Source organism: Arthrobacter sp. P1_D12, from assembly GCF_056406175.1.
The window spans coordinates 22,293-41,756 of the sequence record NZ_JBFUAR010000002.1 but is presented as its reverse complement, the minus strand read 5'-3'; the positions used below and the strand labels follow the sequence as shown (position 1 = coordinate 41,756).

Sequence of the window (19,464 nt, the reverse complement as noted above, 5' to 3'; positions counted from 1 at the left end):
CCCCCAGGCTCAGACCCGCCACCGGGAACGGGGAGATGCGATGTCTACACTCGCACACAGCCGGGAAGCCTACGCCGAACGGCGCTGGACGGACGCCGTCGGGCAGTACACCTCTGCCGACCACGACGCCGAACTTCCGGCCAGCGACCTGGAACAGCTGGCCACCTCCGTCATCCTCACCGGCCGCGGCTCCGAGGGAGTGGACATCCTGGCCCGGGCGCACCTGAAGTACCTCGCCGACGGCGACTACCCCTCCGCCGTCCGCTGCGCTGCCTGGACCGGGATGAACCTCATCCTGCTGGGCGAACCGGCCCGCAGCGCCGGCTGGCTCGCCCGCGCCCACCGGATCGTCGACGACCTGCCCGAGCCCTGCCCCTGCGAGGGCCTGCTGTCGATCCCTGCCGGGCTGGACGCTCTCTACCAAGGCAACGGCGCCACCGCCGCGGAAGCCTTCACCCGGGCCGCCCACCTCGGACGGGCACGCGGCGACGCTGACTCGGCAGCCCTCGGTACGCTGGGCCTCGGGCAGGCAAAGATCTTGCTGGGCGAGTTCGACGGCGGTTTGGCCCTGCTTGACGAAGCCATGGTCGCCGTCACCGTCGGGGAAATCTCCCCCATCCCCGCCGGGATCATCTACTGCGCAATGATCGAAACCTGCCATCTGGCCTTTGACCTGCGCCGCGCCCACGAGTGGACGCGGGCGCTGGACAGGTGGTGTGACTCGCAACAGAACGTGGTGGCCTTCAGCGGCCAGTGCCAGATGCACCGGGCCGAGCTGTACCGGCTGCACGGTGCCTGGACCGAGGCGATCGACGCTGCCAAAACCGCGCAGGACCTCGCCTTCCACGGCGACCATATGGCCACCTACGGCGGCTTCTACGAACAGGGCGAAATCCACCGGCTCCGGGGGGACTTCGACGCCGCCGAGGCCTCCTACCTGCACGCCCAGGAGACGGGTTTCCCGCCGCAGCCCGGGCTGGCGCTCCTACGCCTGGCCCAAGGCAGGCCTGACCAGGCCCAATCCCTGCTCCGGCAGGCCATGGACGGTGCCGCCCCCGACTACCGGCGCGGGATGCTCGCCGCCCGGGTGGAGATCGAAGTGGCAGCAGGCGACACTCTGGCAGCACGCACCGCCATGGAGGAGCTGGCCTCGCTGTGCGCCTCGATCGACAAGCCCATGCTGCACGCCCTCGCCGAGCAGTCGGAGGCCTCTGTCCTGTTCCACGAGGGCGACCCCGCGGCTGCCTTGGTCCTGGTCCGCCGCGCGTGGTCGCGCTGGCTCAGCCTCGATGCACCGTTCGAAGCGGCCCGCTGCCGCGCCCTCATGGCCGGGCTGTACACCGCGCTCGGCGATGAGGAGTCCGCCCAGCTGGAGCGTGAGGCAGCCCGGGCAGTATTCTCCGAGCTGGGCGCCGCGCCGGCGCTATCGGAGCTTGAGCAGTCGGCGCCCGCTGCGCCGGATGCGCGGATCGCCCCGGCGCCACCCACCGGGAACGACGCTCATCACGCCGCCGACGCCGGGCCGCTCACCGCCCGTGAAACCGAGGTGGTCCAGCTCGTCTCCGCCGGACTGAGCAACCGGAACATCGCTGCCGAACTGTTCATCAGCGAAAAAACGGTGGCCCGGCACCTGAGCAATATCTTCACCAAGTTGGGCCTGACCTCCCGGGCCGCGGTCACGGCCTACGCCTACCAGCACGGACTCGCCCGACCTCCCTCCCTGCATAAAATTACCCATTTCCCGCACGCCGGATTTCTCCCACGGCAGACGGGAAATGGGTGATTCGCCCGATTCGCCGCGACGCGACGAAAAATAGCGTTAATGGCATGAACGTTTCAGTGCTCGCAGGAATGGATTCCATCGGTATCTTCGCGGTGGGCTATCTGCCCATGCTGCTCAAGGCCCTGCTGGTACCTGCGCTTCCAGAGCGTTCATAAGCACCCAACTGCAGATGCAGCACCAAGGAGGCACCACCATGAACACCACCCCAGCAACTGACACCCACGGCGCCGTCGGTACTGCCGCCGTCGACACCGTCATCATCGGTGCCGGACAGTCCGGCCTGGCGCTGGGCTACTACTTGGCGCAGCAGCACCGGAACTTTGTCATTCTCGACGCCGGCACACGGGTTGGCGACGCGTGGCGGAGCCGCTGGGACTCGCTGCGCCTGTTCACCCCCGCAAAGTACAACGGTCTGCCCGGCCGGCCCTTCCCCGGCGACCGCCTCGCCTTCCCCACCAAGGACGAGCAGGCGGACTATCTGGAGGACTATGCCTCCCGGTTCCACCTGCCGGTCCGGCCCAACACGGCCGTCACCCGGCTGAGCCACGACGGGCAGCGGTTCCATGTCACGGCCGGGACGCAGCACTGGACGGCGGCGAACGTTGTCTTCGCCACCGGCGCCTGTCAGCTGCCCAAGACGCCGGGCTTTGCGGCGGAACTGTCGTCCGACGTCGTGCAGCTCCACTCCCACAGCTACAAGAACCTTGCACAGCTCAAGCCCGGTCCCGTCCTGGTGGTGGGGGTGGGGAACTCCGGGGCGGAGATTGCCCTGGAGACCAGCCGCACGCATGAAACCTGGCTGGCCGGCAGGCCGAGTGCCGAGATTCCGTTCCGGCACGGCCGGACCGCGGCCCGCTTCTTTCTCCCGGTGGTCCACTTCGCCGGGATGCACGTGCTGAACACCAACACGCCGGTCGGACGCAAGGTGCTGCCCAAGATGGCGGGCAAGGCGTCGCCGTTGATCCGCACCAAGCTCGCGGAGCTGGGCGCCGCCGGCGTCCACCTGGTGCCACGGGTCACCGGAGTCCAGGACGGCGAAGTAATACTCGACGGCGGGCAGCGCATTCCTGTGGCAAACGTCATCTGGTGCACAGGCTTCACCGAGGCCTACCCGTGGCTGGACATCCCGGCACTGCCCGCGGACTGGCGGGAGCAGCAGCACCGCGGGATCGTGGATGCCCTGCCGGGCCTGTACCTGCTGGGGAAGGATCTCATCTTCTCAGCGGCATCGGAAACCCTCCCGGGCGTGTGCCGGGACGCCAAATACCTGGCGAAGCGGCTGGCCGCCACCCGGGCTCCGCAGCATGCAGCGGAGGTCCAGAGCGGGCTGGCGGCATAAGCCAGTTGTCGGGATGTCGTTGTCGAAATCAAGGCCGGGGACAATCTCGCCATTGTCAGGTAGTGAGTGGCGGCCCGACGATCTCGATGTTGTGGCGTGCAGCGATCGCGGTTAGTGCCGCGCCGTCGATGGGTTTGGGGTCCGGCAGTTCCCTGCGCGCTGCCGGCTCTCCTACCTCGGCGGCGAAGGTTTCAAAGCCCGCCGGGACCGTGATCACGAGGGAGCGAAAGGACTCTTCGGGCCCGGCAAGAAATGTGTGGGTGGAACCTTGGGGAAGAAAGACGAAATCGCCCTTTTGCACGGTGAAGCGCTGTCCGTCGCTCTCGAACAGAGCCGTGCCCGAAATAATGTAGAAGGATTCATCCTCAACCAGATGCCGGTGCATCGGTGGCGCGTAGCCAGCCGGATGCAGAATCTCCGTAATGGTCAGCCGCTGCTTCGTCTCCGGGCCACCTGCCTTAACCAAGACCAATGCATTCGTGAACCACAGGGCGGTCCCCTCGTCGGCTGCAAGTTTGTACGCCCTGCCCTGCACGAGGGTGGCCGGCGCGGTCGTTTCATCGATCCTGTCCATGACGCTCCTCAGCTTGGAAGTGCCTGCAATGCTACTCAGGATCCCGATCCGATCAATGCCGTGCAGCTTACTGGCGTCCACACCCACCACAGGCTGGAACCGACATAACACCGGCGGGACCAAACCTCCGATGAATCCCGGTCTCCCAGATGGGCTGCCAGCCAGGCACCAGGTCAGCCACCACCCCTGCGAGAGTCAACGCGGCACGTTGCCGCCTCCTAACCCCCGCGCCAGCGGGTGGACCGCTCCCGCATAGAAATGACACTGCCACGCCGAGCTGACCCCGGCCACTACCCGTGGGTGACAGCAGCGCCCACCAGACCGAACAGCGTCCCGGCCGCCAATGCAAGGAGGGCACGCTTCCTGGTGGGATACAGCCAGCGCACTGCGAACACGGCCACTGCCATGATGACCCCGTTGACGACGCTCAGGATCACCGCGACCCATTCGGTGCCGGTGGCCACGCCGAAACCTCCCCCACTGCAGCCGCTGATCCCGCACCAGGCAAAACTCGCCACCATCCACTGCGGAAGACTCAGCAAAACTGCCAGCGGCACGGTCCACCAGAGCTTTCTTGCGTCCGGGGTTACCCCGCGAAGTTTCACGTCCGGGTAATGAGGCGAGGCGCCGGGCATGCCGGCGGCCGGCACCGTTGCGCGCTTCCGGGTGCTGAGGACAATCCTTCGGAAGACACCCGCGTTGACCACCGCCAGGAGGACGTATCCCGAATAGTAGAGGACAGTAATCAGGCTCAATTCACCCCCGGACCCGAAAGTGCCGATGATGAAATAGCCAACCGAAACGGGCAGTGTCAGAACCACCATGACGAGCAGCAGGCCCTCCTTGAACCTGGCATCCAGGGCCAGTTCGAAGCCTGCGGTAAGCAGCGCGGCGACAACAACGGCAACCACCACCGACAAATAGGCGACGACGGCGGTTCTGACCCAGCGCGGCAGCGAACTTTCATTCGGCCGAGATCCCCTCATCACAACGCTCCCCCTTGACGTCGTTCCGGCCCACTCTGCGCGCGCGAACCGATACAGCCGGCACACCCACGGGCTGCGGCACTTTGATGGTCGCACGCTAGGCACCCAAAGTGCTCGCCATCTGCCTCGGGGAGGTCTGCGAGCAGCTGGGTAACCCGCCTGCCGGGGGCAATCCTGCGGGCCCGTTGCCCCGACCGTATGGCTGCTCCTCAAATAATGCCGCCTCTAAGATGAGGCATGGACTTCGAGGACACGCTCTGGACGGTTTTGGGGGCCGGGCTGGTTCTGCTGATGCTCGTTGACGTCTTTCGTACGCTGCTTTATCCGCACGGCTCCGGTCCCCTGGGCCGGGCGATCATGCGGGGATTCTGGCTTGTATCGAGAAAACTGCGGGGCCGGGGCTCCTTCATCGCAGCACCCTTGGCGATGGCCGCTGTCATTGGTGCCTGGGCAGGCTTGGCGGCCATCGGCTGGGCGCTGCTATACCTGCCCCATCTGACGGACGGCTTTGTTTACGGAGCCGGAGTTCCCCTGCGGGCCGACTTCGCCGAAGCCCTCTACATCTCGCTGGTCACTCTTTCCACCGTGGGGTTTGGCGATATCGTGGCAACGCAACCACTGCTCCGGCTGGTTGTCGCCCTTGAGGCCGTCACCGGATTCGGCCTGCTGACAGCAACGGTGACTTGGATCCTGCAGACTTTCCCTGCCCTGAACCGACGCCGGGCCCTTGCCCACCAGCTGAACCTGTTCAGGGAGGCTGCAGGTCCGGCAGGTGTATCGGCCATGGATCCCAGTCACGCTGCCGGCCTTTTGGAGGCAATTGCCGGAAACGTGGCTACGGTGAGCATAGACCTGCTTGCGTTCCACGAAACCTACTACTTCCGTGAAATTGAGCAGCGCGGCTCCCTCCCCGCCACGGTGGCCTACGCCCAGGAGCTGGCATCCCAGGCCCAGCGCAGCGAGAACCCTGAACTGCAGTTCGCCGGACGGATGCTCCATGCCGCGCTGGACGGACTCGCGGAGGTCCTCCGAGGCAAATTCGGCCATTCCGGAGCCACCTCTTCCGATGTGTTCGACAGCTACGAGCTGCACCACCGGCACCGGCGTCCGGGGGATCCGCACACGAACTAGCGTGCGGGTAGCCGCTACTGCGTACCCTGCCGTTCTGACCGCGCTCTTTGCCTTATCCAGCGCTGGTAGGCACGCTGAAACCGGCTCCCGCTTTGGKGGCGGGAGCCGGTTGTCTCCGGCTTAGTGGCCGGCGGCAACGATGCTTTGCGTCGTTGACCGGGGCCAGTCTACGGCCTACGCGCGCTGGGAGATGTTGAAGATGTTCCCCTCGCTGTCCAGGAACCAGGCTGCCTTCCCCCAGGATGCGGTGGCGACGCCGTTCTCCGTCTTCAGGCCGGGAAAATCGTAGTCTTCAAAGACGACGCCGCGGCCCCGCAGTTCTTCCATCTCGCGTTCGAGATTGTCCGTTTCCCAGCCTATCTGGGTGTTCTTCGCGGTCCCGGCATTCTCTGTCTGGTAAACGAGGAAGCGGGTTCCTTGGCCGCAGTTGTACATGACGCTGCCCTCTTCCATGGATTCGGAGGGTTCGATTCCCAGCTTGTCCCGGTAGTACTCCTTCGCCCTGTTAATGTCCCTCGCGGGGAGGACAGCGATGATGTTTGAATCCTTGAGCATGATGATTCCCTTCAGTGCATTGATGACCGCAGCGCTGGCGATGCTCCCCCCGGTTTCAGACCCCGGAATACCTGTCCGGAGCCCGTGACCGCCCCTGCGCCGAGCCGGGGCAGCCACCTGGGACTCTTCAACGCCGCGCCACCCATCACCAGCGTGAGGGGTCCCCGAAGTTATGTGGCCATTATGGACCGATTCGGTCTTGCGGAAACAGGGGTGACTGGCATTGGGCTGAAGGGACGCTCTTCGAACAGGGAGCTGCAAAGCGCACTTCCGCCGGTGGCCGCACAATGCCAGAGTGGAAGGATGAATGCGGAGTCCGTTAATGAGGCAACTGGGAACGAGCAAACTGGCGGCCTGGTCCTGAACCTGGAGTGCACGCTCGCCGCTCCCCCGGAAGAAATCTTCAGGATGCTGACGGAACCGGCCGAACTGGTGAAGTGGTGGGGTCCGCACGGCTTCATCATCCCTTCAGCCGAACTCAACCTCGCCGAAGGCGGCCGCTACCGATTCAGGATGACGCCACCGGACGGCGAACCGTTCCACCTCTCAGGCGAGTTCCTGGAGATCGATCCCCCTTGGCGACTGGTGTACACCTTCCGCTGGGAGGAACCGGCGCCGGACGACCGGGAGACCGTCGTCGACCTTTCACTCGGGAGTACCGGCACAGGCACGCGCCTGGTGCTCTCGCAGGGACCGTTCCTGACGGACGAACGCCTCGAACTGCACCGCAACGGATGGACCGAGTCGTTCGAGAAATTGCAGGCGGTCCTGGGTGGCGGCACCTAAGGAAGCCTGAGCCGCTGCGGAGTTCCTGCAGGGTGATGATCCGTCCGGCACACGAACGGTATTTCGCGTCTCCAGGCCCGTCACCCGGCTCGGTTTCCTCGTGTTCACCCCCGGTCCAGCTCCCCGCACACAACAGTCCATCTCACCTCCCTACGGTGGTCGGGTCGCCGGCACGACGCCGGTAACGTCACCCGGGAGGAACCATCACCATGCGCACACCCCTGACTGCCGTGGCCGCCGCCGCGCTCATCGCCTCGCTGGCGAGCCCCGCCGTCGCCGCTTCAAACCCCGAAGCCGGCTCGCCGTCGTCGAAGGCCGCCACAACAACGGCCGCAGAGGCAACAACGGCAATCAAGACCAACGAGGGCAACGGCTCCTTTGACCTGCAGGCGCACCGCGGCGGCCGCGGCGAGTGGACCGAGGAATCGCTGGCCGCGTTCGCCAACTCGCTGAAGCTCGGCGTGTCCACGCTGGAGCTGGACACCCACCTGACCACCGACGGCAAGGTGATCGTCTGGCATGACGACACCATCCAGGCGGACAAGTGCCGCGACACCGCGCCCGCGACTCCCGGCGACGCGCAGTACCCCTATGTCGGTGACCGGGTCGCCGAACTGTCGCTCGCGCAGATCAAGACCCTGGACTGCGGATTCACCCAGCTCAAGGGGTACCCGGAGCAGGACGTGATCGAGGGCAACCGGATCGCCGAGCTCAAGGACGTCTTCCAGCTGGTGCGCGACGCCGACGCCAAGAAGGTCCGCTTCAACATCGAAACCAAGGTGGAGGACGGGAAGTCCGGCGGCGAGGGCATGGTGGCCCTGACCAAGGCCGTGGTCACGGAGATCTACACCGCCGGCATGGCCGGGCGCAGCACCGTGCAGTCATTCGACTGGTCCTCGCTGAACCTGACCAAGAAGATCGCACCGCAACTGCCGCTGGTCGCCTTGTCCAGCGGCGACGCCTGGCTCGAGGTCGGCAAGCCCGGCGCCAGCCCCAACCTCGGCGGCATCGACATCGACACTTACGGCGGCTCGCTTGCCAAAGCCGCGGCAGCCCAGGGCTACGACGTCATCTCGCCCACCTTCAGCTCCGTCACGCCGGGCATGATCAAGGAAGCCCACGAGCTCGGCCTGCCGGTCATCCCCTGGACCGTCAACACCACGGCGGACATGACTCGCTTGATGGACCTCGGCGTGGACGGCATTATCAGTGACTACCCCACCCGTCTGCGCACCGTCATGGAAGAGCGCGGGCTGAAGCTGCCCAAGGCCGACCCGGCCAAGGTCTGATTCACTGATTTGCAGGCGCCCGCGTTCTGCTAACCACGCGAAAGCCGGCCCCCGCTTTGAAAACGGGGGCCGGTCCCTTCGGCTTCGTTGCCCCCGGCGATGCTTTGCGCCGTTGATCGGTGCCAGACTCCGGCCTACGCGCGCTGCGAGATGTTGATGATGTTGCCCTCGCTGTCCAGGAACCAGGCCGCCTTCCCCCAATCAGCGGTGGCAACGCCGTTCTCCGTCTTCAGGCGTGCCTGCAGGGGAATACCGCGATCAGTTCGCTTCCGCCGGAAAACGGAGGAGAACTCGCCCCGCCATAGGCCACGCGAAGCTCCCATGACCGTATGAGCTACGATCATCGCGCTGGCCGATGACAGGACGCGGGCGGTGCCGGCAGCCATGAACAGTACGTGGATGCCGGGTCAGTCCCCGGGTAACTGGATCACGCCGAGCTGCCGCATCAGCCCGAGGTCGTCCCGGTCTGACCAATGCTCGGCGATCTTTCCATTTTCGACTCGGTGGATGGCCACTCCGGTTTCCCGCAGGTCGGCACCGGTGGGAGGCAGGGGTCCGGGGAGCTCACCCTCGTGTCGACCGTAGGCCGTTAACCTCGTCACCACCTTGTCCGCTTCGGCGATCTGGTCTTCGATCTCGTGCCGCCCTGGCGTCGCCTTCCAGAATATGCGGAAGGCCTGTTTCAGGCCTTCCCGTCCGGCCGGAAGTCCGGGAAATGGCGGGTTGTGGTCAAGATAGTCCTCAGCGACCAGATCGTCCATCGCATCGATGTTCCCGGCGTCGATCTCTGCGTAGAAGCGCCGCACGAGCGCTTTGTTGTCCTCAGACTCCACAGTCGTCCTTCCGTTTGTACACGGAGGCCCCTACCCGGACCGACCGAACCGACCAGTACGAGCAGTTCAAGGGTCCCATGGGTGGCCAGTCTAAACCCACTGGCCTGGCTGTGGTAGGGAAGGTGGCCCGCTTCAACATAGATCTCCCTTCCGCGCGGAGTGGCCCCAGCCGCGAAAAATTGCTGCGCGTTACTTCGATACGGCTCCGATCTGCTGCATGAGGGTCATAGTGTCCGTGGCCCCCCAGTGCTCGACGACTTTGCCGCCGTCGACGCGGATGATGTCGACGCCGCTGAATTCGACGCTCCGACCGGTGGGCGCGACGCCCATCAGTTCTCCCTGATGCGTTCCGGTCAGGACCACGTATTGCGCTTCGAGATTTCCATCTACCAGCGCCGGTTCGGTGGTCTTGGCCTTGAGATCCGGGAATGCCGCCCGCATCGTGTTGACGAAGTACCCGACGCCGTCCTTGGCGGGCGATTGTCCGGGTAGGGGGTCGTGATCGACGAAGTCATCACTGACCAGTTCATCAATGAGGGCGAGATTTCCGTCCCCAATCACCTCTGTGTAGAACCGCTTGATCAATCCAGTCCCGTCAGCCATTTCCAACTCCTTAAAGTGGATGAGACCGCAGCCCAAGTCTTCCACTCCGGCCATGGCACATCAACGGCTCGCGCTCCCGCAGCGCCGGACCTCAGGCCCGCCGCTCCCGCCACCGCAGCGACACCACAAGCACCACCGCGCCCAGCCCCAGCATCACGAACACCATCAGTCCCCAGTTCGCCTGCGTCACGCCGGTCCCATAGAAGATGCCGATCAGCACGGTCGCCGTGATCGCGCCGAGGTAGCGGCAGGTCTGGAAGATCCCGGCGGCCACCCCGCGCTCTTCCGGCCGGGTGGATACGTACATGCCCTGGCTTGAGGAAATGGCGACCACGCAGTACGGCACACCCAGCAGGGCGGTCAGCGCGAGCACCAGCGGGACGGCGAGGGACACCGTCAGCAGCCACATCGCCGCAGACGCGCCGAGGAGCAGCACGACGCCGGTGATCAGCACCCGCCGCACGCCGAAACGGTCGATCGCGCGGACCGCGAACGGCGTCCCGACCACCGAGATCGCGGCGAGCGGCAGCATCAGCAGGCCCACGACGCCGGGGTTGTAGCCACCGGCGGTCTGCAGCAGCTGCGGCAGCCCGAAGAACGCGAAGTAGTAGACGCCGTTGAACAGTGCGAAGCCCAGATACACCAGCAGCAGCGGCCGGTTTCGGCCCAGCAGCCGCAGGTCAAGGAAGGGCGGGCTGAACCGCAGCTCCCGCCACGCGAACAGCGCAGCAAGGAGCAGGCCGCCGCCCAGCAGCCACCACCGGTAGTCGGGCAGCACATTCAGCATCGCCATCATCACCAGCACCAGGGCACCGATGAAGGCCCCAATCCCGGGCAGGTCCGAGTCGCGCACCAGTTCCGACACCCGGCCGCGTTCCCGGACACCGTCGGCCGGGGCAAAGCGCCGGACTACGAGGATCGCCAGCAGCGAGAGCGGGACGTTGATCAGGAACAGCGCCTGCCAGCCCACCAGGCTCACCAGCAGGCCACCCACCACTGGCCCGACGGCGGCCGCCGAGGTGTTCGCCATCTGGATCCGGCCCAGCGGCCGGGTGGACTTCACGTTCGCCTCCCGCGCCAGCGCGGCGACCATGACGACGGCGCTCGGGTACGCCGTCGCGGTGCCGAGGGCCATGAAGGCGCGCGCTACGCAGAGCAGCGCAAAGTTCGGCGCAAAGGGAGCCAGTGCGCAGGTCACTGCCACCAGGGCCATGCCCAGCAGGAACAGCCGCCGCGGGCCGAAGCGGTCCGCGAGCCGGCCCATCAGCGGCTGGCCGGCCGCGGAGGTGAGGTAGAACGCCGTGATCACCCAGGTGACCGTGGCGACATCGAGCCCGAAGTCCTCGCGCAGCACCACCAAGGCGACGGCGATCATCGACGAATTCAACGGGTTCAGCGACGTGCCGAGGCTGAGGCCGGCGACGGCCAGGCCTGCACGGGGAGAGTTGCTCACGGCAACAGTCTGGCCTACGACGCCAGTCGAAATCGAACCAGACGACACGTGCCGCCGTGGCGGACCGGTTGGTGCGTCACGCCGGGCACACTTTGGCCCCTACGCCATCGGGAATCCTATGGAAAACCGCGGATGAGTAAGCGACCCGGGCTGGAAAGCATGCCTGCGTGACGACTCGGGCCAGGATCTGAGCGGGCCAAGATCTGAGCGGGCTCCGTCGTCAGTTCTTCCGGGCGACGACGTCGAAAATGTGCCAGTGCTTGGGACCGCGGAAGGATTGGCCGTCGGCGTCGTAGATCTCGAACGTAAGGATATCCAGTCCCTCGAACAAGGCTCTGGCCTCGGCTTCGGTGTGGAAGTTCCATTCGGGAATGGCGGCCCAGGAGTCCCGTTCGCCGAACAGATTCACGGCAATGACGCCGGAAGGGCCCAGCGCCCCCAGCAGCATCCGCCAAAGGCGGGTGAAGTTTTCGGGGTGGACGAAGGGCAGCGAATAGCTGGCCAGGATGAGCCCCGCCTCCGGGAGCGGCGGAAGGTCCTCGAACGGGCTTAGCTCGACGTCCAGCTGTTCGGCGAGGGCCGCGGGCACAGTTGCGAGTAGCTGGTCCCGGGTGTCCGGCTGTGAATCGACGGCGAGGACCCGCCAGCCGCCGTCGAGCAGCGCCAGTGTTTCCTTGCCCGCGCCGCAGCCGAGATCTATGGCGCGGCGGCCGTTCCCCGCGCCTGCGAAGGCCATGGCGTCGAGGCACAGCGTGCGCACCCCGCGGGTTGCCTGGGCGGCGTTGTAGTCCGCCCAGATCTTGCTGTCCGCGGGGCTGTCCACGGATTCAGTGTTGCACTGGCGCGGCGGCGAAGCCACTGCCCCCGGAGAGGCCAGGGCCCACCGCCGCGCCGTCAACCTTGAATGTCACAGCACCTTTGAGAGGAACGCCTTGGTCCGGTCGTGTTGCGGATCGCTCAGGATCTGGCGGGGAGCCCCGGCCTCCACCACCACCCCGTCGTCCATGAAGACCAGGGTGTCCGCCACCTCGCGGGCGAACCCCATCTCGTGGGTCACCACAATCATGGTCATGCCGCTCTTGGCCAGTCCCTTCATGACATCGAGCACCTCGCCCACCAGCTCCGGGTCCAAAGCACTGGTCGGTTCGTCGAAGAGCATCAGTTTGGGGTCCATGGCCAAGGCCCGGGCAATGGCCACCCGCTGCTGCTGGCCGCCCGAAAGGTGCGCCGGGTAGGCGTCGCCCTTGTCCCCCAGCCCCACGCGCTCCAGCAGTTCTATGGCCCGTGCCGTGGCAGCGGCCTTGGAAATCTTCTTCACCCGCATGGGAGCCAGGATGATGTTCTCCACTGCGGTCAGGTGCGGGAACAGGTTGAACCGCTGGAAGACCATTCCGATTTCCTGGCGCTGGAAAGCAGCTTCCTTGAGCTTGAGTTCGTAGAGCTTCTCGCCTTTTTGGCGGTAGCCGACCAGCTGTCCGTCGACCGAAAGCCGGCCGCCGTCAACCACCTCCAAGTGGTTGATACAGCGCAGGAACGTCGACTTGCCCGAACCGCTGGGCCCCACGATGCAGAGAACCTCCCCGGGGTCGACCTCCAGGCTGATCCCACGCAGGACCCTGTTGGATCCGAAATTCTTGGAAACCTTCTCCGCAAGAACCATTGGCACGCCGGTCATCCCTTACCTCCAAAATCTGTCCCGAGCGGTACACCCGGGGCACCGGGTCCGGCCGTCGGCGCCGGTTCGGGCTCGTTGGGCGCCTTGCCTGTCTTGATCCGTCCGGTTCCGCGGGAGAACCGCTTTTCGATGAAGTGCTGCCCGACCATCAGGACGGAGGTGAAGAGCAGGTACCAGAGCGAAGCCACAATCAGCAATGGGACGGGCGTGAACGTCACGGCTGAAATGCCCCGGGACACCCCGTAGAGGTCAATGCTCAAGGGGATCGCGGCCACCAGGGAGGTGGTCTTGAGCATTGAAATCACTTCGTTGCCGGTAGGCGGAATGATGATTTTCATGGCCTGCGGAACCACGACATACCGCATGGTCTGGCCCCAGGACATGGCCAGGGCCGTGGAAGCCTCCGCCTGTCCCTCGTCCACGGACAGCAGGCCGGCACGCACGATTTCGGACATGTAGGCGGCCTCGTTCAAGGCCAGCCCGATCACAGCGGTAATGAACAGGTTTGTGAAGATCTCGTTCGGGACGGTGACCCACGGCGTTGTGAACGGAATCCCCAGCGTGAACACCGGGTAGATCAGGGCCACGATGCCCCAGAAGACCAACTGCACGTAGACAGGGGTTCCGCGGAAGATCCAGATGTACAGCCAGGCGATGCTCTTGAGCACCGGATTTGGTGAGAGCCGCATGATGGCCAGCAGCAGGCCCAGGACAATCGCGCCGATCATCGAGTAGATGGTCAGCCACAACGTCACCCACGCGGCCTGGCTGATCCGGCGGTCAAAAATGTACTTGCCCACATCCGGCCAGCCATAGTCCGCGCGCTGGGCGGCGTCCAGGACAAAGACCGCCAACCCGAGCAAAAGAACCACGGCAATCACGATCCGCCACGGGTGCCGCAGCGGGATCGCCACGATCGCCTCCGCCGGCGAGTTGTCCGCGTCCGCTCCGCTCCGGTCCGGATGCTTCCTGTCAGGTTCCGACTCAATCATCCTGTCGGATTCCGGCTCGCTCATTTGCTATCACCCTTTGGCTGCCACGTTGAGAGTTGCTGTCTTGACGCCACCGGATTCGACGCCCCACTTGGACAGGATCTTGTTGTACGTGCCGTCGTCGATCAGAGCCTGCAGCGCCTTCTGCAGGACCGGGGTAAATTCGCTGCCCTTGGCCACGGGCATCCCGTACGGCGCCACTTCAAAGGCGTCGCCGGCGGTCTGCAGCTTGTCCTTGGTCTTGGAGATCGCGTACAGAGTCACGGGCGAATCGGCGCTCATCGCATCGACCTGTCCCACCACGAGGGCGTTGGTTGCCTGGTCCTGCGCGTCGTACTTGAAAATGGTGATCGCCGGCTTGCCAGCATCCGTGCAGGCCTTCGACTTGGCCGGCACCTCATGCGTGTCCTCATAGGTGGTGGCCTGGACGGCGACCTTGAGCCCACAGGCGTTGTTCGGGTCCACGTTCTTGCCCTTGGGCGACGCCCACTGGATGCCGGCCGAGTAGTAGTTCACGAAATCGACCTGCTTTTCGCGTTCCAGCGTGTCGGAGAAGGACGACATTCCCATGTCATCCTTCCCTGCCTTCACTGCCGGCAGGATGTTATCGAAGGTGCCGATGTCGAAGTTGACCTTCAACCCCATAACCTTGCCCAGGGCATTGGTGAGGTCCACGGACCAGCCTGCCGGGTCGCCGTTATCGTCCTTGAACTCGTTGGGCGGGTAGTTGTTGGCCATGCCGACGTTGAGCACGCCGGAGCTCTTCATTTTTTCCGGGAGCGAGGCGGCAATGGAGTCATTCTTTTGCACGTCGATGGCGTCAGCGGTACCGGATGCCGAGCCGGTGGCGGCGGGTTCGCTGTTGTTGACACAGCCCGAGAGCGAGAGCGCCGTGGCTATGGTGAGAACGGGAAGAAGGTATCGGGTGCGCATGGCTTCCTTAGCTGTTCAGGGATTCTCTAGGCTCCCGCAACGCTGCGGGAGGGCACTGCATGACTGCTTATTCAAAACTCATGAATTCGTGTTTTCCGACGCTCTTGTCTCAAGAAGTTCTCCGGAATGACGAATGTCCCGAAGTATTTCCCCGCCCCGGGCCTTCAACTCGGAAATACTGGAGACGCCCACTAACGTCATCGTACGCCGCAGTTCATCCCCGAAGATGTCGATGACGCGTCCGACGCCCGGCGAGCCGGCCGCCACCAATCCGTACAGGTAGGCCCGGCCGATCGAACAGGCATCGGCCCCCAGCGCCAGCGCCTTGAGGACGTCGCTCCCCCGGCGGATGCCCGAGTCCACGTAGATCTCGATCGAATCACCCACCCGTTGCCGCGATTCCTGCAGGACGTCCATGGGGCTCAGCATGTGATCGAGCTGGCGGCCGCCATGATTACTCAACTGGACGGCGTCCAGGCCAATCCGGGAGGCCTTCGCGACGTCGGCCGGGTTGACGCAGCCCTTGAGCACGATTTTGCCGTGCCAGGCCTGCCGCAGGGCCTCAAGTTCCTTCCAGCCGCTGCTGGCATCCGAGTGGCCCAGGATGTGCTGCCACATGGTCGGGGTCACCACGGAGGAGGCGGCGGGGCTCTGCGGATCCAGGTTCGGGAAGCTGATGCCGTCCGACTTCAAAAAGTTGATCCACCACGAAGGGCGCCGGGCGATGTCCGCGATGGTTGACAGCGTGAGCGCGGGAGGGGCGGTGAATCCGTTGTGAAGGTCCCTTTCCCTGGAGCCCAGTGCCCGCGTGTCGACGCCGACAATCAGGGTGTTGAATCCGGCTGACTTGCAGCGGGCCAGTTTGTTCTTCATCGCTTGGGCGTCGGAGGTGAGGCCAAAGTTGAACCAGCGGTCAAGGGACGGGTGCTGCTCTGCGATGGTTTCCATGGGCACGGTGCTCAGGCCGGCCAACCCATAGGGGATGCGGGCCCGGTCGGCGGCGGCCGCGACGGCCAGCTCGCCCTCGGGATGGAACAGCCGGGTCGCCCCGGTGGGGGTCAAGGTCAGCGGCAGCGCGCTTTCTTTTCCGAGCAGGGTCGTCGTCGTTTCGGGTCCGGACACCGGGCCCCAGCTGGGCATGAGGGCCCAGGCATCGAAGACGGCCCGGTTGCGGCGCAGCGTCACTTCGTCTTCGGATCCGCCGTCGAGATAGTCGAAAATCCCGGCCGGCAAGACCTTGCGCGCCGATTTCCGGAATTCCTCGACGTTGTAGGCGCCCGCCAGCACACGCCGTTGGCGGGACAAGACGGGAGCTTTCACCTGGACGAGTTGCCTGGCTTCGCTGATTTTCAATGACGGCCTTCCGTTGAACTGTGCTGCGTTATGGTTCAGCGTAGGAAATGAAGCTCCGCATCACCATGGAGTTATCGACAAATTGAGGGGCCAATCATTAGTAGCGAATACCAAACAGCTTCTTGGGTGTCCCGGTGAAGGCACCGGAGGTGGATACGCATGCGCTGCCTACGCTGGCCGACGTCGCCCGCTCGGCGGGCTCGGAAATCCTCAGCCTCGTGGAAATGCCGTCAGATGACCGGCAGATTGTCGCCGGCTCGGTTCTCTACGACTCGACGGCGCGGCCCGCCAAGTTCCCGGGTGCCGTTGCCCTGGCCATTGGTTTGTCCCTTTCCGGGAAGCGCCTGGGCGCGAAAGTGCGGGAACTCAGCGACGCCGGGTACGTGGCGGTCGTCTACAAATCCAACGGCACTTCGGACGAAGTCCTGCGGGCAGCCGCCCGGGACAATGGGATGGCGCTTTTCCGGGCCTCCGACTCGGTGCCCTGGAACCAGCTCGCGGAGATCATGGACGCGGCAGTGGTCCCGCACCGGCAATCGGGACGGACCCTGGTGGACATCCGGCCCGGAGACCTGTTCGACCTCGCCAACACGGTGGCGGCCCAGGCCGGCGGTGCCATCGCGATCGCCGATCCCGAGCAAACAATCCTGGCGTACTCCACCCTCCCGGACCAGCCCATTGACGAGACGCGCCGGAGCTCCATCCTGAGCCTGCAGGTGCCGCATTCGGTGGAAACGGACAATGATTACCGCCGTGTCCATGCCGCCGCCGATGCGCTGGACGTGGCCACGCAGGATCCCTCGCTCCGGCGCACCGCCATCGCGATCCGGGCCGGCGACTCCGTTCTGGGCTCGCTCTGGCTCCTTGAACTGGCGGACCACCACAACGAGGACGCCAACCGGATCCTGCGCGAAGCGGCCAACGTGGCCGCGCTCCACATCCTGCACAAACGGACCACTTACGTCTCGAACCTGACCCGCCAGATCGATCTGGTCCAGCCGCTGCTGTTCGATCCGAAACGCGCCGAACTGGCCGCCATCAGGCTCGGGATCTCGGCGCCGTCGATCCGGGTCGCGGCCCTGGGCGTCTGGCCGTCCGAGGCCATCGCGGCCGAAACGCTGCAGTCCCGCCTCCGGCTCTTCGACACCATCCGGACTGCCTGCGCCATCCGGCTGCCCTCGGCCGTCTGCGGGCTCTCGGACAACATCGTTTACATCGTCCTGCCCCAGACCACCGAAACCTCACGCCACTTCCAGCGCACCGCGCTTCTGAAAATTGTGAAGAATGCGCGCCGGCTGCTCGCACGCCCGGTCCTGGCCGCGCTCGGCGCCGCGGCGACGATTGACCGACTCGAGGACTCCAGGGTCAACGCGGAACTGGTCCTGTCCGAACTTGTGCGCAACGTCGCGGAAGGGCGCATCGCCGCCGATTCCGATGACATCGTGGCCGACGACGACTCCCTGGGCTCGCGTCTGCTTCTGCGCCAGTTCGTCTCGGCGCTGACGGCCGCTGGCCAGCTGCCCGGATCGCACGCGCTGAATATCGCGGCGTACGACGAACAGCACAAGAAGTCCTTCGAGGAGACCATCTACGCCTACCTCAGCTGCGGCGGAAACGCGATCGACGCCGCCAAGGCGCTGGACGTGCACGTCAACACGGTCCGGTACCGCCTGTCCCGGGTGGAGCCGCTCTTCAGCATCGACCTCGACGACGCCGAAACGCGCCTCCTCGTGTGGCTGCAGTTGTGGGCACGGCACAACTAGTCGCCGTCATTCACGGGTCAGGCCAGATTTGCCGGGGCTACGATCCCCCGCCGGCGGGCGGAGGAACGGCGGACGCCGGCGCAGACGGCGCAGACACGTGCCGGCCCCACGCCAGCTCGCGGAGCCGGACCAGATCCAGCGCCGGTTGGGCCGGCGGGATGCCTGGACGGTTCCGCGGAACCAGGACCCGCAGTGCGCGGGGTTCGATGGTGCACCGTACCGGCGTGCTCATCAGCAGAGCCTCACCGTCCACTCCGACGGGGATCTCGGGCACGTCGGCCTCGACCACCACCTCCGCCGCCGCGCGTTGGATCAGGCCGCGCTTCGTGGCACGGCGCAGCAGGCCGACCGCTTCCCGGGTGCTGGCGGCGGAAATCGCCACCGCGCCGAGCACGCCGCGGTCCAGCCGGGTTCGCCGGCCCAGGCCGGCGAGGTCGTTACTGCCGTACGGACCGTTGCTCACCAGCACCGCCTGCGGGCCGTCCACTGTCTCCGCGTCCGCCTGCGCCCGCAGCCGCGCACCCTTATCGCCCCTAATCAGGTCCGGAAGCATCTCCAGCACGGTACCGGCCTTGTCGTCCCGGTACGCAGGGCTTTGCACCACCTCGGCGTACACCCCGAAGGATGCGTTGTTGACGAAGGTGCGGCCGTTGATCTTGCCGAGGTCGACGTGAAGCTCCACCCCGTCCCGGAGGGCATCCAGGCAGCCCGTCGGGTCCTCGCGGTCCAGCCCGAGATCCAGGGCGAAATGGTTGCGCGTGCCGGCGCTGATCACCAGGAACGGAAGGTTGTGCTCGGCCGCAATGCCGGCCACCAGCGCCTGGGTTCCGTCCCCACCGGCGACGCCGAGCAGATCGGCCCCGCGCTCCACGGCCTGCCGTGCCAACGCGTCGACGTCCACCGGTCCCGGTCCCTCAAGAAGCGCCACCTCGGCGCCGAGTTCTTCCGCCTTCCGCTGGAGGTCGAACTTCACCACCTTGCCCCCGCCGGAACGCGGATTCATCACCAGGAAAGCATGCTGCCAAGCAGGGGCGGGGTGCTCGGGCATGGCTTTGCCCTCACCCCTTTCCCGGAGCGCGGCACGGGCACAGACCAAGGCCACGAACGCCAGCGCAATCGAGAGCACCATCTCCAATAGCAGGCCCGCCTGGATGTGCAGGACCACCAGCACCAGCGGGGCCAATACCGCGAGCGCCAGCGCACACCAGCGCAGGACACCGCGGCTGATGAGGAACCAGTAGATCGCAGCCACAGTCACTAACACGGCGCCGGCATCGATCATGACCAACGCGATGGTGCCTGCCAATCCCGCAGACACCAAAGGGACAGCCACCGCCAAGAGAATCGCGGCGTAGGCTCCCCTGGCCCACCACCGCCGGGTCTGTGGGACCTCGTCGAAAGGGATGACAGTCATGT

The 19,464-nt window shown here is 65.5% G+C and carries 18 protein-coding genes and 1 pseudogene; 6 read left to right on the top strand and 13 right to left on the bottom strand.

Going from position 1 to position 19,464, the window contains the following annotated elements:
- Window positions 1-40: 40 nt before the first annotated feature.
- Entirely contained in the window at window positions 41-1,783 is a 1,743-nt protein-coding gene (locus AC1DZV_RS02590; protein WP_476952865.1) for a helix-turn-helix transcriptional regulator, read from the top strand.
- Window positions 1,784-1,976: 193 nt separating this feature from the next.
- A complete protein-coding gene (locus AC1DZV_RS02585; RefSeq protein ID WP_476952864.1) occupies window positions 1,977-3,122 on the top strand; it encodes a flavin-containing monooxygenase in 1,146 nt (381 codons plus the stop codon).
- Window positions 3,123-3,177: 55 nt separating this feature from the next.
- Here AC1DZV_RS02585 and AC1DZV_RS02580 read toward each other — a convergent pair whose 3' ends face one another.
- Together AC1DZV_RS02580 and AC1DZV_RS02575 are read right to left on the bottom strand one after the other, a co-directional pair.
- Window positions 3,178-3,696, bottom strand: coding sequence for a cupin domain-containing protein (locus AC1DZV_RS02580; protein WP_476951797.1), 519 nt, complete (start codon window positions 3,694-3,696; stop codon window positions 3,178-3,180).
- A 290-nt stretch (window positions 3,697-3,986) separates the two neighbouring features.
- Window positions 3,987-4,682: a hypothetical protein gene (locus tag AC1DZV_RS02575; RefSeq protein WP_476952863.1), complete on the bottom strand. Its 696-nt coding sequence runs from the start codon at window positions 4,680-4,682 to the stop codon at window positions 3,987-3,989.
- Window positions 4,683-4,919: 237 nt separating this feature from the next.
- Here AC1DZV_RS02575 and AC1DZV_RS02570 point away from each other — a divergent pair, with 237 nt between their 5' ends.
- A complete protein-coding gene (locus AC1DZV_RS02570) occupies window positions 4,920-5,813 on the top strand; it encodes a potassium channel family protein (protein WP_476871899.1) in 894 nt (297 codons plus the stop codon).
- A gap of 174 nt (window positions 5,814-5,987) precedes the next feature.
- Here the strand turns inward: AC1DZV_RS02570 and AC1DZV_RS02565 are convergent, their stop codons facing one another.
- The gene (locus AC1DZV_RS02565) at window positions 5,988-6,368 is read right to left on the bottom strand and encodes a VOC family protein (protein ID WP_476944207.1); all 381 of its coding nucleotides are present in this window, start codon (window positions 6,366-6,368) and stop codon (window positions 5,988-5,990) included.
- Between the two features lie 303 nt (window positions 6,369-6,671).
- Between AC1DZV_RS02565 and AC1DZV_RS02560 the strand changes: the two genes are divergently transcribed.
- A complete protein-coding gene (locus tag AC1DZV_RS02560; protein ID WP_476952862.1) occupies window positions 6,672-7,154 on the top strand; it encodes an SRPBCC family protein in 483 nt (160 codons plus the stop codon).
- A gap of 209 nt (window positions 7,155-7,363) precedes the next feature.
- A complete protein-coding gene (locus AC1DZV_RS02555; RefSeq protein ID WP_476952861.1) occupies window positions 7,364-8,443 on the top strand; it encodes a glycerophosphodiester phosphodiesterase family protein in 1,080 nt (359 codons plus the stop codon).
- 134 nt (window positions 8,444-8,577) lie between these two features.
- Here the strand turns inward: AC1DZV_RS02555 and AC1DZV_RS02550 are convergent.
- From AC1DZV_RS02550 to AC1DZV_RS02510, 9 genes and pseudogenes are all read right to left on the bottom strand, one after another.
- Window positions 8,578-8,676: pseudogene (locus tag AC1DZV_RS02550) on the bottom strand (VOC family protein); the annotation flags it as partial.
- Between the two features lie 174 nt (window positions 8,677-8,850).
- Window positions 8,851-9,276 carry an ester cyclase gene (locus AC1DZV_RS02545; RefSeq protein WP_476946764.1) on the bottom strand — a complete coding sequence of 142 codons (426 nt, stop codon included), beginning with the start codon at window positions 9,274-9,276 and terminating at the stop codon, window positions 8,851-8,853.
- A gap of 189 nt (window positions 9,277-9,465) precedes the next feature.
- Complete coding sequence (locus AC1DZV_RS02540) at window positions 9,466-9,879, bottom strand: ester cyclase (RefSeq protein ID WP_028277458.1); 414 nt, start codon at window positions 9,877-9,879, stop codon at window positions 9,466-9,468.
- A 91-nt stretch (window positions 9,880-9,970) separates the two neighbouring features.
- Window positions 9,971-11,332, bottom strand: coding sequence for an MFS transporter (locus AC1DZV_RS02535; protein WP_476952860.1), 1,362 nt, complete (start codon window positions 11,330-11,332; stop codon window positions 9,971-9,973).
- Between the two features lie 220 nt (window positions 11,333-11,552).
- Window positions 11,553-12,155 carry a class I SAM-dependent methyltransferase gene (locus AC1DZV_RS02530; RefSeq protein WP_476952859.1) on the bottom strand — a complete coding sequence of 201 codons (603 nt, stop codon included), beginning with the start codon at window positions 12,153-12,155 and terminating at the stop codon, window positions 11,553-11,555.
- 84 nt (window positions 12,156-12,239) lie between these two features.
- A complete protein-coding gene (locus AC1DZV_RS02525; protein ID WP_279294495.1) occupies window positions 12,240-13,007 on the bottom strand; it encodes an amino acid ABC transporter ATP-binding protein in 768 nt (255 codons plus the stop codon).
- On the bottom strand, window positions 13,004-14,023 hold the full coding sequence (locus AC1DZV_RS02520; protein ID WP_476952858.1) for an amino acid ABC transporter permease: 1,020 nt from the start codon (window positions 14,021-14,023) through the stop codon (window positions 13,004-13,006). Before AC1DZV_RS02520 ends, AC1DZV_RS02525 begins: the two co-directional genes overlap by 4 nt.
- Window positions 14,024-14,029: 6 nt before the next feature.
- On the bottom strand, window positions 14,030-14,932 hold the full coding sequence (locus tag AC1DZV_RS02515) for an ABC transporter substrate-binding protein (protein WP_476952857.1): 903 nt from the start codon (window positions 14,930-14,932) through the stop codon (window positions 14,030-14,032).
- Between the two features lie 78 nt (window positions 14,933-15,010).
- Window positions 15,011-16,285: an alpha-hydroxy acid oxidase gene (locus tag AC1DZV_RS02510; RefSeq protein WP_476952856.1), complete on the bottom strand. Its 1,275-nt coding sequence runs from the start codon at window positions 16,283-16,285 to the stop codon at window positions 15,011-15,013.
- A 149-nt stretch (window positions 16,286-16,434) separates the two neighbouring features.
- Here AC1DZV_RS02510 and AC1DZV_RS02505 point away from each other — a divergent pair, with 149 nt between their 5' ends.
- Window positions 16,435-18,048, top strand: a complete 1,614-nt coding sequence (locus AC1DZV_RS02505; RefSeq protein WP_476952855.1) for a PucR family transcriptional regulator — start codon at window positions 16,435-16,437, stop codon at window positions 18,046-18,048.
- A gap of 37 nt (window positions 18,049-18,085) precedes the next feature.
- Here AC1DZV_RS02505 and AC1DZV_RS02500 read toward each other — a convergent pair whose 3' ends face one another.
- Window positions 18,086-19,462 (bottom strand): diacylglycerol/lipid kinase family protein, encoded by a 1,377-nt coding sequence (locus AC1DZV_RS02500; RefSeq protein ID WP_476952854.1) that lies wholly within the window; start codon window positions 19,460-19,462, stop codon window positions 18,086-18,088.
- Window positions 19,463-19,464: the final 2 nt, after the last annotated feature.